Origin of the sequence: Neorhodopirellula pilleata, from assembly GCF_007859915.1 — a bacterium.
In the GTDB taxonomy this organism is placed as follows: Bacteria; Planctomycetota; Planctomycetia; order Pirellulales; family Pirellulaceae; genus Rhodopirellula; species Rhodopirellula pilleata.
This window is the reverse complement of record NZ_SJPM01000004.1, coordinates 59,733-74,818: the sequence shown is the minus strand read 5'-3', so window position 1 is coordinate 74,818 and position 15,086 is coordinate 59,733. Positions and strand designations below refer to the sequence as shown.

The 15,086-nt window shown below is 54.7% G+C and carries 18 protein-coding genes; 12 read left to right on the top strand and 6 right to left on the bottom strand.

Annotation, left to right across the window (positions count from 1 at the left end; translation table 11 throughout):
• Positions 1 to 153: 153 nt before the first annotated feature.
• Entirely contained in the window at positions 154 to 462 is a 309-nt protein-coding gene (locus Pla100_RS11205; protein WP_146577815.1) for a hypothetical protein, read from the bottom strand.
• A 142-nt stretch (positions 463 to 604) separates the two neighbouring features.
• Here Pla100_RS11205 and Pla100_RS11200 point away from each other — a divergent pair, with 142 nt between their 5' ends.
• The 3 genes from Pla100_RS11200 (at position 605) to Pla100_RS11190 (ending at position 3,254) form a co-directional block, all read left to right on the top strand.
• Positions 605 to 1,360 (top strand): SDR family NAD(P)-dependent oxidoreductase, encoded by a 756-nt coding sequence (locus Pla100_RS11200; RefSeq protein WP_146577814.1) that lies wholly within the window; start codon positions 605 to 607, stop codon positions 1,358 to 1,360.
• Complete coding sequence (locus tag Pla100_RS11195; protein ID WP_146577813.1) at positions 1,354 to 2,370, top strand: aldo/keto reductase; 1,017 nt, start codon at positions 1,354 to 1,356, stop codon at positions 2,368 to 2,370. Before Pla100_RS11200 ends, Pla100_RS11195 begins: the two co-directional genes overlap by 7 nt.
• 182 nt (positions 2,371 to 2,552) lie before the next feature.
• Positions 2,553 to 3,254: a M90 metallopeptidase family protein gene (locus Pla100_RS11190; protein ID WP_146577812.1), complete on the top strand. Its 702-nt coding sequence runs from the start codon at positions 2,553 to 2,555 to the stop codon at positions 3,252 to 3,254.
• Between the two features lie 681 nt (positions 3,255 to 3,935).
• Here the strand turns inward: Pla100_RS11190 and Pla100_RS11185 are convergent.
• Together Pla100_RS11185 and Pla100_RS11180 are read right to left on the bottom strand one after the other, a co-directional pair.
• Positions 3,936 to 4,334 (bottom strand): hypothetical protein, encoded by a 399-nt coding sequence (locus tag Pla100_RS11185; RefSeq protein ID WP_146577811.1) that lies wholly within the window; start codon positions 4,332 to 4,334, stop codon positions 3,936 to 3,938.
• Positions 4,331 to 5,260 (bottom strand): recombinase zinc beta ribbon domain-containing protein, encoded by a 930-nt coding sequence (locus Pla100_RS11180; protein WP_146577810.1) that lies wholly within the window; start codon positions 5,258 to 5,260, stop codon positions 4,331 to 4,333. Before Pla100_RS11180 ends, Pla100_RS11185 begins: the two co-directional genes overlap by 4 nt.
• A gap of 520 nt (positions 5,261 to 5,780) precedes the next feature.
• Here Pla100_RS11180 and Pla100_RS11175 point away from each other — a divergent pair.
• Together Pla100_RS11175 and Pla100_RS11170 are read left to right on the top strand one after the other, a co-directional pair.
• Positions 5,781 to 6,047 (top strand): hypothetical protein, encoded by a 267-nt coding sequence (locus tag Pla100_RS11175; RefSeq protein WP_146577809.1) that lies wholly within the window; start codon positions 5,781 to 5,783, stop codon positions 6,045 to 6,047.
• Positions 6,044 to 6,343, top strand: a complete 300-nt coding sequence (locus Pla100_RS11170) for a VF530 family protein (RefSeq protein WP_146577808.1) — start codon at positions 6,044 to 6,046, stop codon at positions 6,341 to 6,343. Before Pla100_RS11175 ends, Pla100_RS11170 begins: the two co-directional genes overlap by 4 nt.
• A 34-nt stretch (positions 6,344 to 6,377) precedes the next feature.
• On the opposite strand, the gene Pla100_RS11165 is transcribed toward Pla100_RS11170, so the two are convergent.
• The gene (locus tag Pla100_RS11165; protein ID WP_146577807.1) at positions 6,378 to 6,632 is read right to left on the bottom strand and encodes an indolepyruvate ferredoxin oxidoreductase subunit alpha; all 255 of its coding nucleotides are present in this window, start codon (positions 6,630 to 6,632) and stop codon (positions 6,378 to 6,380) included.
• Between the two features lie 111 nt (positions 6,633 to 6,743).
• On the opposite strand from Pla100_RS11165, the gene Pla100_RS11160 reads away from it, so the two are divergent.
• The 5 genes from Pla100_RS11160 (at position 6,744) to Pla100_RS11140 (ending at position 10,728) form a co-directional block, all read left to right on the top strand.
• On the top strand, positions 6,744 to 8,183 hold the full coding sequence (locus tag Pla100_RS11160; protein WP_146577806.1) for a protein kinase domain-containing protein: 1,440 nt from the start codon (positions 6,744 to 6,746) through the stop codon (positions 8,181 to 8,183).
• A gap of 149 nt (positions 8,184 to 8,332) precedes the next feature.
• Positions 8,333 to 8,896, top strand: coding sequence for a 3'-5' exonuclease (locus tag Pla100_RS11155; RefSeq protein ID WP_146577805.1), 564 nt, complete (start codon positions 8,333 to 8,335; stop codon positions 8,894 to 8,896).
• On the top strand, positions 8,893 to 9,237 hold the full coding sequence (locus Pla100_RS11150) for a low molecular weight protein tyrosine phosphatase family protein (protein WP_146577804.1): 345 nt from the start codon (positions 8,893 to 8,895) through the stop codon (positions 9,235 to 9,237). Before Pla100_RS11155 ends, Pla100_RS11150 begins: the two co-directional genes overlap by 4 nt.
• A gap of 121 nt (positions 9,238 to 9,358) precedes the next feature.
• Positions 9,359 to 10,147 (top strand): methyltransferase family protein, encoded by a 789-nt coding sequence (locus Pla100_RS11145; RefSeq protein WP_231602957.1) that lies wholly within the window; start codon positions 9,359 to 9,361, stop codon positions 10,145 to 10,147.
• Positions 10,144 to 10,728 carry an AlkZ-related protein gene (locus Pla100_RS11140; protein WP_146577802.1) on the top strand — a complete coding sequence of 195 codons (585 nt, stop codon included), beginning with the start codon at positions 10,144 to 10,146 and terminating at the stop codon, positions 10,726 to 10,728. Before Pla100_RS11145 ends, Pla100_RS11140 begins: the two co-directional genes overlap by 4 nt.
• On the opposite strand, the gene Pla100_RS11135 is transcribed toward Pla100_RS11140, so the two are convergent.
• Together Pla100_RS11135 and Pla100_RS11130 are read right to left on the bottom strand one after the other, a co-directional pair.
• Positions 10,682 to 11,458, bottom strand: coding sequence for a nucleotidyltransferase domain-containing protein (locus Pla100_RS11135; protein ID WP_146577801.1), 777 nt, complete (start codon positions 11,456 to 11,458; stop codon positions 10,682 to 10,684). The two genes, Pla100_RS11140 and Pla100_RS11135, sit on opposite strands and share 47 nt — an antisense overlap.
• Positions 11,455 to 12,399, bottom strand: a complete 945-nt coding sequence (locus Pla100_RS11130; protein ID WP_146577800.1) for a nucleotidyltransferase domain-containing protein — start codon at positions 12,397 to 12,399, stop codon at positions 11,455 to 11,457. Before Pla100_RS11130 ends, Pla100_RS11135 begins: the two co-directional genes overlap by 4 nt.
• Before the next feature lie 327 nt (positions 12,400 to 12,726).
• On the opposite strand from Pla100_RS11130, the gene Pla100_RS11125 reads away from it, so the two are divergent.
• Together Pla100_RS11125 and Pla100_RS11120 are read left to right on the top strand one after the other, a co-directional pair.
• Positions 12,727 to 14,193, top strand: coding sequence for a sulfatase family protein (locus tag Pla100_RS11125; RefSeq protein WP_146577799.1), 1,467 nt, complete (start codon positions 12,727 to 12,729; stop codon positions 14,191 to 14,193).
• 39 nt (positions 14,194 to 14,232) lie between these two features.
• Positions 14,233 to 15,042 (top strand): carboxylesterase family protein, encoded by an 810-nt coding sequence (locus tag Pla100_RS11120; protein ID WP_146577798.1) that lies wholly within the window; start codon positions 14,233 to 14,235, stop codon positions 15,040 to 15,042.
• Positions 15,043 to 15,086: the final 44 nt, after the last annotated feature.

Genomic DNA, 15,086 nt, shown 5'->3' with positions numbered 1-15,086 from the left:
GTACCACTCACTTCAGAAACCGGTAAAATGTTCCGTCCGGCCAAAGAGGGAGTCATTGTGTCGACCACACCATCCGCATCGTCCTTGTTCGACGAAGTAGCAACTCTGTTTGCTTCTGCACCGTCGCAAAACAGGATCCTCGAATTTCGCCCATCACAGGCAACCATCGAGCGAGCCAACCAGTTGCTTGAGTTGAATCGTGCCAATGAGCTCGACGAGGCGTCGCGACGCGAACTGGATCAGTTCGAACAGGCAGAGCTGCTCATGAGATTGGTCAAGGCTCGCATTCGAGCCAGCCAGAACGAAGGCTTGCCCCTGCAATGAGCCAGGCGTCTGCAGCAAACTGTTTACTTCACGGTTTGCGCCCAAGCAGATGAAGAGCTTCGGTCCGCACAGCGAAAGAAATTCACTCAGCTCCAACAATGCCGATATCCGGGTGTTGCTGGAAACTGCGTCGTGCATATGCCGCTCCGTTGCCAAGCTAAGTGGCCGATGAAGCAGTGGGTATGTTGCTTTATAACGCTCCGGCTACAATCTGCCGGAACCGTCAATGAATAGTTCGCGACATCAATCATCTCTAACACCAAGCTAAGCCAAAATCGCTATGACCCTAAAAGACAAGATCATCATCGTTACCGGAGCCGCTTCTGGCATGGGACGCGCGGCGACTGAGATGTTGTGCAATGAAGGCGCGGTGGTGTACGCCGCTGACCGGCAACAAGAGGCTTTGGAACAGGGCTGCAAGACGACCGGCGCTTGTCCAAGTGTGATCGATATCAGTTGTTCGAGCGAGTGCGATGCGCTGGTCGCACGCGTTGTTCAGGAGCGGGGAAAACTTGACGGTATCGTCAACTTCGCTGGAGTCCTCAAACGCACCGGAATTCTTGACTGCACGGATGATGAGTTCGACTTCGTCATGAATGTCAACGTCAAGGGGTGCTTCTATCTTTGCCGCGCCGCCGCTCGTGTGATGAAGAAACAGGGTTTCGGCTCGATTGTGAACGTCAGCTCGATCTGGAGTGACGTTGGTGCAGGCGGCGTGTTGGCCTACTGTGCCTCGAAAGGGGCCGTCAGCCAAATTACACGCAGCGCAGCGCTCGACTTGGCTGGCAGTGGCGTTCGCGTGAATGAAATTCGTCCGGGCGAAACCAATACGCCCATGCTCGCCTCGGAGCGAGGTCGTTCGCTGACACAGCAGGAAATCGACGATAAGCTCAAGCAGATCGCTGCCACCATCCCGGAAAAACGTCTTGCCGATCCGCATGAGATCGCAGCGGCCGCACTCTTCCTTCTCTCCGATGCATCAAGCTACATGCAGGGAAGCGCTATCACCGTCGATGGAGGTTACACGGCATGCTAGACCATAGTTTTTACCGTCCCTTGGGACGCACGGGACTGTACGTTTCACCTATTTGTTTGGGATGCGATAATTTCGCGAATCCGACATCGGCTGAGGAGTCGTCCAGCATCATCAACTGTGCTATTGATAATGGCATCAATCTGATCGATACCGCCAATGGATACGCCAACGGCCAGAGCGAAGAAATCATCGGTCGTTGTTTGAAGGAAAACGGCCGCCGAGACGATGTGATTCTTGCGACCAAGGCTTACTACCCAGTCGGTAACAAAGGAATCAACGATCGAGGCAATTCCCGAAAGCACCTCATCAAGGCTTGCGAAGATTCACTACGTCGTCTGCAAACCGATTACATCGACCTTTATCAAACGCACCGCGTTTGTATGCAAACGCCCTTGGAAGAGACACTTGGCGCGCTGACGGATTTACAGCGCCAAGGCAAGATACGCTATGCCGGCTCCACAACGTCTCCGTCATGGAAGATCACTGAATCTTCGATGCTTGCCGATTACCGAGGCCTGATTCGCATGGTTTCTGAGCAGTTGCCTTACAATCTGCTGGACCGACGTGTTGAAAATGAAATCCTTCCGGCCGCGCAGGCCGCAGGACTGGCGGTATTCGTTTGGTCTCCGTTGGCGATGGGACTGCTAACAGGCCGCTACGACAGCAGCAAACCGGAGTCGTTTGACACGCCACGGTTCGGACGCGGCGGGATTTATGCTGAGCGGATCACTCATCGAGCGGCCGACGCCGGCCAGCAATTTGTGAGGGTGGCGCGCGACTTCGATATCAGTCCCGCCCATCTGGCATTGCTATGGGTCAAAGATCAGCCTGGCGTCACGGCTCCACTTTGCGGCCCCCGAACGTTAGCTCAGCTAGAGGACGCGTTACCCGTCATGAAGATGAGTTTGAGCGAGGCAATGCGCTGTGCGTGCGATCAAGTCGTCCCTCCCGGCAGCGCGATTGCCAACTTTCTGAATTCAGCACCTTGGATGAAAGGCCGACTCTTGTAGTCGTTCCCCGTCTCAGAGGCACACAGCGAGGCGAATCCTCACAGTGTTTTGGTCGCTGCGTTATTATAAGGAAGCAGATCGCCACAGATCGCCTCTTTGCTTTAACCTCAGGTTTCATCTTGAATTCATATCACCGCTGGATACTCGCCGTTCTCATATTTGTATCAGTAACGTCGTCGTCGATGCGATGCTGTGTTGCCGACGAGCGGACTGCGTCGCCCGCACCGATTGCCGGGTATACCACGCACGATGTGGAGGGCTGGGTCGTGCGGGTCAGCGATCGATTGTCCCAGGAGCAACCTGAGGAAACGCAGCGAGCGTTGGAGTTGCTCGCCGAGCAACTTCGCATCGTGATCCGCGTGTTGCCTGCGGAACCGTTAGCGTTCGTTCGCACGGTGCCGATTTGGTTCTCGCCACCTTACGCCGGCGTTCGTCCGAAGGCTGAATATCATTCCGACAAAGAGTGGCTCGAAAAAGAAGGCCGCTTGAAGGAACTTTATCAATGCGTCGAATTCACCACGACAGCGATTTTCGAGCGTGAGATTGAGCGGATGCCAGTTATCGTGCTGCATGAACTCGCCCACGCATACCACTACCAAGTGCTCGGGTTCGATAACGCCCTGATCAAAACCGCGTTCGAGCGGGCACGTAATAGCGGCAGTTACGAAGTGGTGCTGCGCAACGACGGAAACAAAGAAAAAGCCTACGCGCTCACCAACGCGCAAGAGTATTTTGCGGAATCCACGGAAGCCTACTTTGGCCGCAATGATTTCTTCCCCTTTGATCGCGAGGAGCTGCAACAACACGACCCGGCGATAGTCAAGGTTTTGCAGGAAGTTTGGCAGGTCGAGCCGGATGCGAGTAACGCCGTTAACGTCAAGTAAATGTGTCAGTCGCCTCTTTGATGAAACAATTCACCGGGCGTGCGTGTGTGGGGACATGCCAACCTTGGCTCACACGCATCCCAACTCTCTGAATCGAAGTTTCGGGATGTTGGATCGCCACAGAGCTCAGGATCACATGGTAGCCGGAGTTCGAGTCATCTTGGACAATTCAATTTGCAAGAAGTGACGGAATGCTTGAACCAAGAGAGCTTGTTCTTCAATCGCCGAGACCGAAAGCTCTCAATCCTTCGTCGGATGATCAGGCTGCTCGTCACGCGGAGTCATCAGAATCGTCTTTCTGGAATTTCGTGAGCCAAGGTGATCGCTGCAATGCTTCAGCAGTACGCAAGACATCGGCTGGGGTCATCGGGGAGATGTTGCCGCCTTCTAACAAGCCGACTTTAAGTTGCCGTCGAAACTCGTCACAGATTGCGTTCAACGTTTGCACAGCGCTAGCGGTTAAGGATGCTTCAGAACTGTTCATAACGTTTTACCCTCCCTGGATTGCGTAAATTCGATCGCTGGTCATTGTCCTAGAAATTACCAATTCAATTCAAGGTCGATCAAAGCGCCGAACACTATGTAGAGTGCTTTTTCCGCGACTTTCAACGGCAAGGGATCATCGAAATTTCCAGTTTCGACCGTCGTCTGACAGTTGGGTGCATTACTGTACAGACTGGTCTAGCTAGTTCGCTTGACGAGCCGTTTCCAAAGCATCCGTTGCTTCTCCCAGTTCGGGACGATCGCAATTGTGCGCACTTCGCGTTCGCGGAAGCGGGGGACGTGGTCGGTGGTGGGTTCGAGGTTGAGGATCGCTTCTTGGATGTCAGGGGCAAGCTGGGTGAGGTTGATGATCTGCGTCACGCGGGCGCGGGTGATGCCAGCGGTGCGGGCGATCTCGGCTTGGTCTTTGACTTGACCGGTGGCGAGGAGATGTTCGAGTCGAATGGCCAACGCAATCAGCTTGGTGATGTGAGGAAGCTTGGCTGGTGCGCTTGACTTCTTAGGCTTGGGTGCGCCAACGCGTTGTCGACCGTGGGATGATGAACTCGTTTCGAACTGGATCTTGAAGTGGCTCATAACTTCTCGCTTTCTTCTTTGTCGGGATTCTCGGTTGCGAATGACTTCAGCCCGAGCGGGCTTAGCGTGATCGACAAGGTGCTGTCGGCTGGATCGTGATCGATGCTTGCTACCAACTGAGACATCAGTCGGCTGCGCTCGCCCATTGTTAGATGCTCCCATAGGCCTTCAAGATTCTTGATTGCCTTTCGAATCGTCTTTCGATCGGGAGTGCTGGCTTGGATCTTCGCGAGCTGCTCTTGTAAGTCGTTGCGACGGCGCAGGTCGCGAGTTTGTTGCTCGGTGAGCGATGCAAGTGAGTCGAGACGTTTGACTTCGCGAGCATCCTCGCCTGTGGGTGTCGAAATGGCTTCAATCGCTCGCTCCAGGTTGACCAAGCTTTCGTTCAGTAGGGACAACTCTTTCCGGAGCGTATCCCCTTTGTCGTTAATCGTTCGGCTAACGCGAAGGCTGGTTTCGTTGAGTAGGTCTTCGTCGATTGTCAGCGTTTGGAGTTGTGCCACCACAAATCGTTCGACCTCCTCCGCCGGCAACGATGGCCTGGGGCAAGTCTTGTGGCCGCGTTTCTTCGCTTTGTTGCAAACGTAATAACGATATCGTTTGCTGCCACGCCCGCTGCCACCGCTGGTCGAATGCGTCATCATGGAATCGCAGGCTGAGCATCGCAGTAAACCGGCAAGCACGCCGGGTGACTTGCCGTGAATGCGGTCGCCAATGCTGACGCGGTTCGCATTGAGCTTCTTCTTCACCGCCGCAAACACCTCAGGATCAACGATGGCTCGGTGCTCGCCTTCGTACATCTCGTCGCGATAGGAGACTTTTCCGATGTAGATCGGATTGGTTAGTAATCGCCCCATGCTGGATGTAGTGTTGAACTGCTGCGTGACCGACACGAAGGAGACGTTGGTCTGCCAACCTGACGTCATCGGCGCATCGTAACGGAGGAAACGCCGAAAGCGGATTCATTGTTGATATCGATTTACCGCGTAAGCCGTCGTTCTGGTTAGAACCAGACAAAAAGCAGCCTACGGAGTTCAACAGTCGAAAGGAGGACGAAGCAGCTGCAGCCAGTGGTGGAACAAAGTTGAATCTGCGTTATCACTGGAACCGCAAGGCAGCTGAAGTTTTCTGGGACGCGCCAGATCATTCTCCCATCTTGAGAGTTGATGGGCCTGTGATTCGCGTGATCACGACGAGCTACATGCCCGATGCGATCAACCGTCGCTTACTTTGCCCTTTCCAGTACTTCGGGGTCGCCGATTCGGTAGACCTCGACGGTCTTGCTTGGCAGCGTGGAGGCTACCGAGTCGATGACCTAAATCGGCTTTATACTGGTAACGACATTCGAGCAAAGCTGATTCTTGAAAAACTCTGTGATACGGTTTTGAATCTTGCAGACGTTCGTGGATTAGCCTTTTGCGTCAGCGTTGCCCCGAGGAGTTTGCGATGTCCGACGATCACGCCCCCAGCTCGCTGCTCGAAGAACTCGCGATCCTCTTTGCCGATTCGCCGTCGCCGAAAGCGATCTTAGATTTCAGGCCATCGCAGCCACTGGTCGACCGTGCCAATGAGCTACTACAGCTCAGCCGAACGAACCATCTCGATGACGAAACAAAGGGCGAGCTTAATCAATTCGAGTTTGCCGAAATCTTGATGCGACTGGTGAAGGCCCGGATTCGCAAGAACCAAAACAAGGCTGGCGCACCGCAATGAATCAACCCCAGCCCAACAATCCGCTGCAAGGCGTCACTCTCAAGGCGATGCTCGAATACTTGGTCGCCGAGTACGGTTGGGAGCGGCTGGGCGAGCGGATCAACATCCACTGTTTCAACGACGAACCGACCATCAACAGCAGCCTGAGATTCCTTCGCCAAACCGACTGGGCACGGGCGAAGGTCGAGCGGTTGTATCTCGACTCCCTCAGCTTCGACGAACGGAAGGGCAAGAACGCCGCGACCGACGAAGTTCGCGACTTGGGCAGCGTTTGGGATCGAGCACGTCGCGACTAATAGAGCTTGGGAGATCTCGATCGCCCAAATGAAATCAGGTGTGGGCCGAGGGGCATGTTGCCGACTTGATGGCGTTCAGCTCGATGAACCCTTTCCACTGTTCAGGCACGTCGTCCTCGTAGAAAATCGCTTCAGTGGGGCATTCGGGAACGCAAGCTCCGCAGTCGATGCATTCATCAGGAGAGATATAAACCATCGTCTCATCTTCGTAGAAGCACTCGACCGGGCACACCGGCAAGCACGCTTTGTCTTTGCAACTAATGCAGGGCTGAGTCACGACCATTGCCATCTTTTAGTCCTTAGCTGTTAGTCTTTAGTCTGTAGGCGACGAGGTTACGAATCCCTCGTTCGTAGAATCTGGACTTGTTACCTCGTCCACTAAGGAAGTGAGAAGGCGAATTTGAAACCGGACAGCGGCTCAGAAGAAAAATCAAACAAATCGGAAGCGATCACCAATCGCCCCGATGATTGGCTGCTGCGCGAGTGGAAAGCGGGAAATGAGCAAGCCGCCGAAGTATTCGCGAATCGATATGCAATCCGATTGGTCGCTTTGGTCGCCAATCGACTGAATCACCGATACCGGTCCTCAGTTGATCCCGAAGAAGTGGTTCAGTCCGCGATGGGCAGTTTCTTCAACGCCGCGAGGCACAGCCGCATCGAAGTCAGCGGCAGCGTCTCGCTGTGGCGACTGTTGGCAACGTTTGTTCGTCGCAAAATGGCTCGCTCCATCGAACGGCAATCTGCCGCTAAACGAGGTGGAGAGCGCGAGAGACTTTCCCTTGATGATGTCGGACCGCTTGCCATCGTCCAGGATGCGAGAATGGCCGAAGATGAAGTTAGTGAGGTCGTCGGGTTGCTAAGAATCGAACTACCTGAGGAACTCTTTGTCATCGTCGAGGGACTGCTTGCAGGCCAGACACAGCGTGAGTTAGCCGATTCGCTGAGGATTGACGAGCGAACCGTCCGACGTCGCTTGTCGCGAGTTCGCGAGCACCTGGGTTCGAAGACGCTAGACGGCGAGATGATCGCACTCGCCGCAAGCAGTCCGCCGAAGTTGCCACGAGTGGATTACAACGACTTCGTGCTCGGCAAATTGATTGGCAGTGGTGGATTCGGAAAAGTTTATCGAGCCGGCATGCAAACTGGTGGCGAAACCGTCGCCGTCAAATTTCTTCGCAAAGCGTTCTGGCAAAACGAGGACGCGCGAGGATCGTTCTGGCGAGAGATCGACGTTGCCTCGCAAATCGATCATCCGGGTGTGATCCGGTACCTCGGTTACGGCGAATCACCACACGGCGGCCCCTACTTGTTGAGCGAGTGGATTGATGGTCAATCGCTCGATGCAATCTCAAGTCCAACTAGCGAGCAATTTAAAGGCTGGCTACTGCAAATCTGCCGAGCACTCGATGCAGTCCATCAAGCCGCGCTCGTTCACGGCGATCTGACTCCCACCAATATTCTCGTCGATCAAGATAATCGCATCACCATCACCGACTTCGGTTTCTCTCAAGCGACCGTCTCGGACGCGACTTCGATTCTCGGCGGTACGCTTGGTTTCGCCGCACCGGAACAGATCGATTCGTCGTTTGGCGCGGTCAGTCCTAAGACGGACATATATGCTGTCGGCGGATTGGTTCACTGGTTTTTCTATCGCACGCCTCCTAACGCCGGTCACCATCTCGGCGAGATTATTGAAAAGACGTTGGCCAACCATGAGGAGGAGACCTCGAGATACGCGGAGTGTCCCGAGCCTTTCCGAACCATCTTGACGGAGACACTAAACCCGTCGCCCGATGATCGAATCGAGAGCGCCAGCAAGCTGATCCGTCTGCTGAGCTAGACCGCTAGCTCATGAATCATCGGGCCAACAATACAATGGACGAAGTTTGCTGCGAACCTGTTTCGGTGGTTTTTAATCGATGTGATGAAGGCTCGCAAACCACGTTATGTCGGCAGGTACTGGAACACTGAAAATTTTAGGTTGGAACAATGGCACGCAAATTAGATGAAATCCTTGTAGTCGATGTGGAATCGACGTGTTGGGATGGGCCGCCGCCGGAGGGCGAGGAAAGCGAAATCATCGAGATTGGCTTGTGCGTCGTCGATGTCGGCTCGTTAACTCGAATGAGCAAACACAGCATTCTGATCAAGCCCGAGCGATCGACGATCAGCTCTTTCTGTACCGAACTGACAACGCTCACGCCTGAGATGTTTGCCGAGGCAGGCACGCTGGCTGACGCGTGCAAACGATTGAAGAAAGACTTTTCGTCGAAGGATCGGTTGTGGGCCAGTTGGGGTGACTACGACCGGCGCCAGTTTGAGCGAGTGTGTCAGTCGGCGGGCGTCGGCTATCCGTTCGGACTGACGCACCTCAACGTGAAAACGCTGTTCGCGGTTTCGCTCGGATTGAATTACGAGGTCGGTTTGGATGGAGCGTACGAGAAACTGGGGCTGGCGATGGAGGGAACACATCACCGGGGTGATGATGACGCTTGGAATATTGCGGACATTCTGTGTCGACTTCTTGGTGCATCTCGAAAGATCTCATTTTGAGCAAACTGAACGTACTGTTTGTGTGCAGCAAGAACCGATGGCGCAGTCCGACGGCCGAAGCGATTTACCGCAGCGACGATCGGATCTCTGTTCGATCTCGCGGCACGGTGCGGGCGGCTGTGCAAACGATTCGGGCGAGCGACGTCGCTTGGGCGGACGCGATTTTGGTGATGGAAGGCAAACACCGACAACGAATCTTCGCCGACTTTCCCGGCGAGTCGAAGTTCAAACTATTGCATGTGTTGGACATTCCCGACGACTACCAATTCATGGATGACGAGTTGGTGGAGTTGATCGAGTCGGCTGCCGAGCCGATCATCGCTGCGTTGGTTCGGAGCTAAATGCCGTGCCAGATCGAAATCAATTGCGAGTCGGCGACGCTAACCTCCGAGCGTCAAGTGGTTTCAGCCAGCCGATTGGCCAGCTGAGTCGCTGCGGTCGTTTTGGCTTGCCGATTTCGTTTTGATTATTGCGGGCTCGATCGTCGCGGCGATCGGAGTCTTGCGGCGATCGTGTTGGGCTGGCAACGTGGTGTGGGCTGTTGCTGTGGTGACTTGGTATCCGACGCTCGTTTGCCTCGCGACAAGCATGCAAACGGGCGAGGCTTGGATCGCGTCCGCGATGATGGTCAGCATGGCGGGGTTATCGCTGGCGATGGCGACGATTCATGGCAAGGCCGATCAATCGCCAGCAACGATTCGCATGACTGCAATGCAGCGCTGGCACGCGGTGCTGTGGACGCTGGGGCAAACCGTGATTTTCTGGAGCGTGTTTCTGTGGGTGCTTCCGATGGGGATTGTGGAACTGGAACGCTTCTGCGGCGTTAACGGATTCGAGCACGGGTTTCAATTACCAGCGTCGATCGGGCTGTTTGCCGCGGCGTCGTGCCTTGGCCTATGGAGCGGCGTCACGATGGCGACACACGGCAACGGAACGCCCCTGCCGACCGCCACGGCACCTCGGTTGGTGATCGCGGGACCGTACCGATTCGTGCGAAACCCGATGGCGGTGGCTGGCATCGTGCAAGGGCTCGCGGTGGGTTGGTATTTGGGCAGTTATGCGGTGCTTGTGTATTCGCTCGCTGGTGCTGTGCTGTGGCATATCGCGGTGCGTCCGGTCGAAGAGTCGGACCTGAATTCGCGATTCGGTGATGCTTACAACGAATACCAACGGCGAGTGAAACTCTGGATCCCCACTGTCGGTCAAAACGCGATTCAGATGATGAACCCCGTTGAACGTGAATGCAGATGATCAAAACATTTGAAGAAGCATTCCAGTTTGTCATCGAACATAAGGTTTGCACGGTCTTCGGCAGCAAAGGCTCGCCACACCCATCGCTGTGGGACAATACCGCACTTTCTGAGAAGAAACCGAAGGCGGGAGGTTGGAGTCCGAAAATCATGGCCGTATGGGACTGGAAAACCCGCATTCCACAGACCTATCCTGAAGCCGTCTTCTACGGAAAAATCAAAGGTGGCGATGCGGCGTTAATCGAAATGCAATTCTTCCGCGAAACGCACTACCCGGCGTCATATCAGCCGGTCACGGAATTGGATGAACTCGCGCAGCAAGTCTACGAGTTCATCCGCTTGGAGCCAAACTTTACTGGGCCACTGCGAAAGCGGTCTATCGAACGATTGACTTGTACGAAAAGCCAGTTCGATACGGCGCTGAAGAAACTTCAAATTAGTCTCAACATCGTTCGCTCCAATGATCCGTCACTGGAGAACGATTTTTGGCTGACCATGCGTGAGGTGCACTTGGATTTGGTCAACCAATACGAAATCAACTCATCGTACGAGCCAGACGAAGGCGAACGAGCAGATCGTTGAGTGCGGCCCGTGCCGATGGCATCTCCGGGAGGCTTGATTGTTCATGGGCCAACTCGAGTTCATTCGTGAGTCGTTCATACTCTCGGGTATAGAATTCGAGGTCACTGGTGGCCAGCGTTCCTTTCTCGGGGCCGGTTTGCTTTTGGGCGATGAGGTCGTCGAGATAACTGAGCTTGGCGGTTTCGTTCAGGGTGATGAGATTGGCTTCGACTTCGCCGGTTCGCATCAGGTGGATGCCGGTCAGCAGCACCCGATAGACGTACAGCAGTGGTTTGACCCGTGGCGGTGATTCTTTGCTGAACAACTTCCACTGCGTCGCCGCGAAGCCCAGGTAATGATGGGCGTGATGACGGGTGATGCACTCGGCAGCGATTGACTTTAGTTCGTCATACTCGGGCGTGGTGAACACGACGAGCGGTGAGAAGATCTGTTCAAGCACGTAACCGTTGCGACGAAGCATTAAGCTAAAGAACTTTGCCGCGTCGTGGGTGACGAGATCGATTTCCAGGCCATCATAGATGCCTTCTTTTTCAACGGTTTGCTTGCCTTCATCGAGACCGACGACGGTCTCAAGCGGCAGTAGGTGTGCGCCGCGCAGGTCGAAGTCGGAATCGGGCGATGGAAATCCGTAGAGATGGGCTCCACTGATGGTGGCGAACACGAGCGGAAACGGATGTGTCCGCACGTGCTGCATCATCTTGTCATAGTCAATCGAAGTGGTGCTGGTCATGGAAGTTCACTTTGGGTGGCCCGCTGCCGCGCGTCAATTAGGAAAGCGTTCGCTCGTTCATAGTCGGGACGCTCCGACAAAGTGGTTTCTTGGTAAGCCGCCTCGAATTCGCGTTGCAGTTTTGTCCGCCATTCATCGGCCTCAGCAAATGGCATCTCCCCACGTTTGATCGTCAGCAATCGATCGCGGTATGTGCCGACGTCAACAAGCATCGTGCGTTGTTGCAAGGCGTGCGTTCCCGACAGCAACAAGCGAATTAGGTGCATAACGTGTTTCCACTTCACGCGGCCTTGGTTGCGAATGTCGGCTTGCATTTTTTTGAACTGCGATGCGACATAACCCGAGAACGTCTGAAAGACGAGCTTTGACAGAAACGCTTCTCGCATCGAGAGTAACTCTTCGCCAAGTGGCGTTACGTCTTCAACAATAGGCGAATAGAGGCATTCGAGGACATTCGGGTTCGCTTTCAGAGCAAGCACGATGAATTTTTGAAGCTCCCAATAGACTTCCTGGGTTTCGTCATTTTCAAGTTGCTCGGGTACACCGTAAAGCGACCAATGCAATTCGGCCGGTGGTAGGTAGATGCCTCGACGGTCGGTATCGGACGCTTCGTCGTCAAGCCCGTAGGCACGCGAACCGATCACGCAGCGGTAGATCACTCTCTCGTACAGACCGGCGCTCATAAGTGGTGAATCCGACGCGCGAATTTGGTTCGTCTTGAATTCAGACAATCGAACAAGTTGATCATGATGAATCGGTGCTTCAAAACCGTCGCTGAACCGAACCCGGTAAGCGTGGGTTCGATCGACTGGCGAGCGTACGATCACACCGACAGCCCCGGACGGATGAGCAATCCGGCCGTTCGCCACCATCACATCTTTCTGGGCGACGACCTGGGTGCCGGAAGAGTAGATCAGTGTGGGACTGTCGCTTTGATTCATTTATTTGTAATTTCATTTGGGCATGAAAATCTCAAATTGTAAAGAATTGAGGCATTCTGTGCGTGGCGGGTTCGTGAGCTCTGGTGTTGCATCGGCTTGTCATTGACCGTTGATTGGGGATGAAACGTCGCAGCGGATTCCGGCTACGCGAAGGTCCTGCGGGAGCTCACGGATCGCATGATGAATGAGTTGCGATTCACCGGCGATCCACGCATAATGGGAGACGGCAGCGCGTTCGATCAAAAGCCGTTCGTCGAACCCGGCTTCGTTCCTCCCTCAAGAATCAAGATAATTCTCACGTTCTGATTCCACTCGATAAAGCCTGCCATGAAACCATTCTCAACAACCTTGCTCGCGCTGTTTTGCTTGTTCACCATCGCTCCCATGATCGTGCAAGGCGGGGAGGAGGAACCAAAGCTCAACGTCATCGTGATCCTTTGCGACGATCTCGGCTACGGCGAACTGCCGGTGTATCGCAAGCTCTACCAAGAGGGCGAGGAGTTCAAAACTGCCATCGGTTCCTTCACTCCAAATCTGGACCGACTGGCGAAGGAAGGAGTCGTCTGCACCAGAGCCTATGGCAACAACCACTGCGTCCCGTCCCGGATGTCCTTGCTGAGCGGGAAGTGGCAGACTCGCAAAGTTGTTCTGGGTGGCCAACCCATGATCGGGCGAGCCATGCGCGAGGCCGGTCTGAAAACGGCCCATTTCGGGAAGTATCACCATGAGGTGGAGAAGACCATCACTCTTCCCTATCATTCCGAGTTCCTCGAATTCGACGAGTTCTTCGGGTTTGAGGCGATGAGCGAATATTTTCGCAAGGCCGGAGAGTTCGTGGCCGAGACGAAGAATTCTCCCATCACCTATCGGGTGGGGGAAAAAATGATCGATTACCAATTCCCGATGGATGGAGCCTACCTCACGGACACACTTACCGAACTTGGCATCGATTACATCAACCGCTGCGCCGGGGAAAAACAGCCATTTTTCCTCTACCTGCCTTACAACGCCCCCCATACTCCGATTCAGGCCAAGGACGAGGACCTCCGCACCCTGTTTCCCAAGCAGGCCGAGCACGCCAGCACGCGCCAGAAGATCATGGCCATGGTCTATGCCGTGGATCGAGGCATTGGCCGACTCGTCGAGACCCTGGAAAAGAACAGGCAACTGGAGCGCACCTTGATTATCTTCACCGGCGACAATGGTGGAGAGGGGACTCTTTCGCTGAATAATCCCATGCATGGATTCAAACATGAACCCTTCGATGGCGGAATCCGGGTGCCTTATATCGTTTGGTCTGCGTCTCTCAAGGCTTCCGCAGACAAACCGGCCCGTTACGACGGTCTGGTGTCGGTCTGCGACATCCTCCCAACGGCCTTAAAGTATGTGGCCCCGTCGACCGACCTGACGTCCCTCAAGATCGATGGCACCGACCTCATGCCTTATCTCACGGGGCAAGAGCAACCTTTGCAAGGACGTCAATATCTGAACGTCCGCACCCTCAATCATCTATCCAATACTTGGGATGGAGGCAGGGACACCAAGGGTACAACGATCGGCTCCAGCATCACCCTGCTCGTCGACGACTTTAAACTCATGAAGATATGGCAGGATAGAACAAAGAAGGACAAGTATTCCTATCAGCTCCAGCACCTGCCCGACATGGTCGGTAAGCCGAAGCCCCGGTCCTCGCTGATGGAAGACTATTACGAAGACAATGTCAACGATCCCGAAAAGAAAGAGGCGATGATCAAACAGTTGGAAAGCCTGCTGCAGGGCGACAAGTTACAGTGAAGCAGCATCCTACTCGGCATCTAACTAACTACGATACTAATGAAAACGCATCGATTCAAAACGGCTCCCTCGACCGTTCTCGCCATTCTGTTTGTTTCCCTTCCGACCTTTGCAGCGGAAAAGCCTGCCAATGAAGTGGCCGGCGAAGCCCGTTTGTTCAAGAGCGCCGATGGCACCACCATGCCCTATCGGATCTTCACCCCGGAAAAGGTGGAGAATGGGAAGACCTATCCTCTCATGCTGTGTTTTCATGGCGCGAAAGGTCGGGGCACCGACAACCAGGCCCGAGGTTCCCTCGCTTATCCCGTCCTGAGTTCGGCGGAAATGCAGCGTAAACATCCCGCCTTCATCGTCGCTCCGCAATGCCCGCTGGGAGGAAAGCGGTGGGTCAACCATAACTGGTCGGATGGCGCTTACGATTCGAAAACAGTGGCCGTCAGCGACGAAATGACCCTGGCGCTTTCCATCGTGGATAAACTGGTCGCCGAGTTGCCTGTCGACAAGACCCGCATCTACGTCACCGGCCGTTCAATGGGAGGCTTCGCAACTTGGGACGCGATCGCGCGACGCCCAGACTTCTTCGCTGCGGCGGTGCCGATTGCCGGAGGGGGCGATCCACAGATGGCGGCACAATGGAAGGAGCTTCCCATCTGGGCCTTCGCCAGTGCGGGAGACCAGACCTGCCCCGTGGCCGGAACCAGAGCAGTCGTCGAGGCGCTCGAGAAGGTGGGTGGCATGATCAAATACACCGAGGACCCTAAAAAGAGCCATGGCCAGATTTGCGAGGCTTGGAAGGAGCAGGAGGGTCTCGCCGAGTGGCTGTTCGCCCAACACAAGGACAAGCCTTAGGCTAATCGGAAGCCATGCCTGCATTCGTTAAGAGCAGTGGCAAT

What these genes read in the sequence shown, in the direction of transcription:
- Pla100_RS11175 (WP_146577809.1), top strand. Translation starts at nt 5,781, where the DNA reads ATGTCCGACGATCACGCCCCCAGCTCGCTGCTCGAAGAACTCGCGATC.
- Pla100_RS11165 (WP_146577807.1), bottom strand. Translation starts at nt 6,632, where the DNA reads ATGGCAATGGTCGTGACTCAGCCCTGCATTAGTTGCAAAGACAAAGCG.
- Pla100_RS11200 (WP_146577814.1), top strand. Translation starts at nt 605, where the DNA reads ATGACCCTAAAAGACAAGATCATCATCGTTACCGGAGCCGCTTCTGGC.
- Pla100_RS11170 (WP_146577808.1), top strand. Translation starts at nt 6,044, where the DNA reads ATGAATCAACCCCAGCCCAACAATCCGCTGCAAGGCGTCACTCTCAAG.
- Pla100_RS11140 (WP_146577802.1), top strand. Translation starts at nt 10,144, where the DNA reads ATGATCAAAACATTTGAAGAAGCATTCCAGTTTGTCATCGAACATAAG.
- Pla100_RS11155 (WP_146577805.1), top strand. Translation starts at nt 8,333, where the DNA reads ATGGCACGCAAATTAGATGAAATCCTTGTAGTCGATGTGGAATCGACG.
- Pla100_RS11135 (WP_146577801.1), bottom strand. Translation starts at nt 11,458, where the DNA reads ATGACCAGCACCACTTCGATTGACTATGACAAGATGATGCAGCACGTG.
- Pla100_RS11125 (WP_146577799.1), top strand. Translation starts at nt 12,727, where the DNA reads ATGAAACCATTCTCAACAACCTTGCTCGCGCTGTTTTGCTTGTTCACC.
- Pla100_RS11205 (WP_146577815.1), bottom strand. Translation starts at nt 462, where the DNA reads ATGCACGACGCAGTTTCCAGCAACACCCGGATATCGGCATTGTTGGAG.
- Pla100_RS11185 (WP_146577811.1), bottom strand. Translation starts at nt 4,334, where the DNA reads ATGAGCCACTTCAAGATCCAGTTCGAAACGAGTTCATCATCCCACGGT.
- Pla100_RS11120 (WP_146577798.1), top strand. Translation starts at nt 14,233, where the DNA reads ATGAAAACGCATCGATTCAAAACGGCTCCCTCGACCGTTCTCGCCATT.
- Pla100_RS11130 (WP_146577800.1), bottom strand. Translation starts at nt 12,399, where the DNA reads ATGAATCAAAGCGACAGTCCCACACTGATCTACTCTTCCGGCACCCAG.
- Pla100_RS11180 (WP_146577810.1), bottom strand. Translation starts at nt 5,260, where the DNA reads ATGACGTCAGGTTGGCAGACCAACGTCTCCTTCGTGTCGGTCACGCAG.
- Pla100_RS11190 (WP_146577812.1), top strand. Translation starts at nt 2,553, where the DNA reads ATGCGATGCTGTGTTGCCGACGAGCGGACTGCGTCGCCCGCACCGATT.
- Pla100_RS11195 (WP_146577813.1), top strand. Translation starts at nt 1,354, where the DNA reads ATGCTAGACCATAGTTTTTACCGTCCCTTGGGACGCACGGGACTGTAC.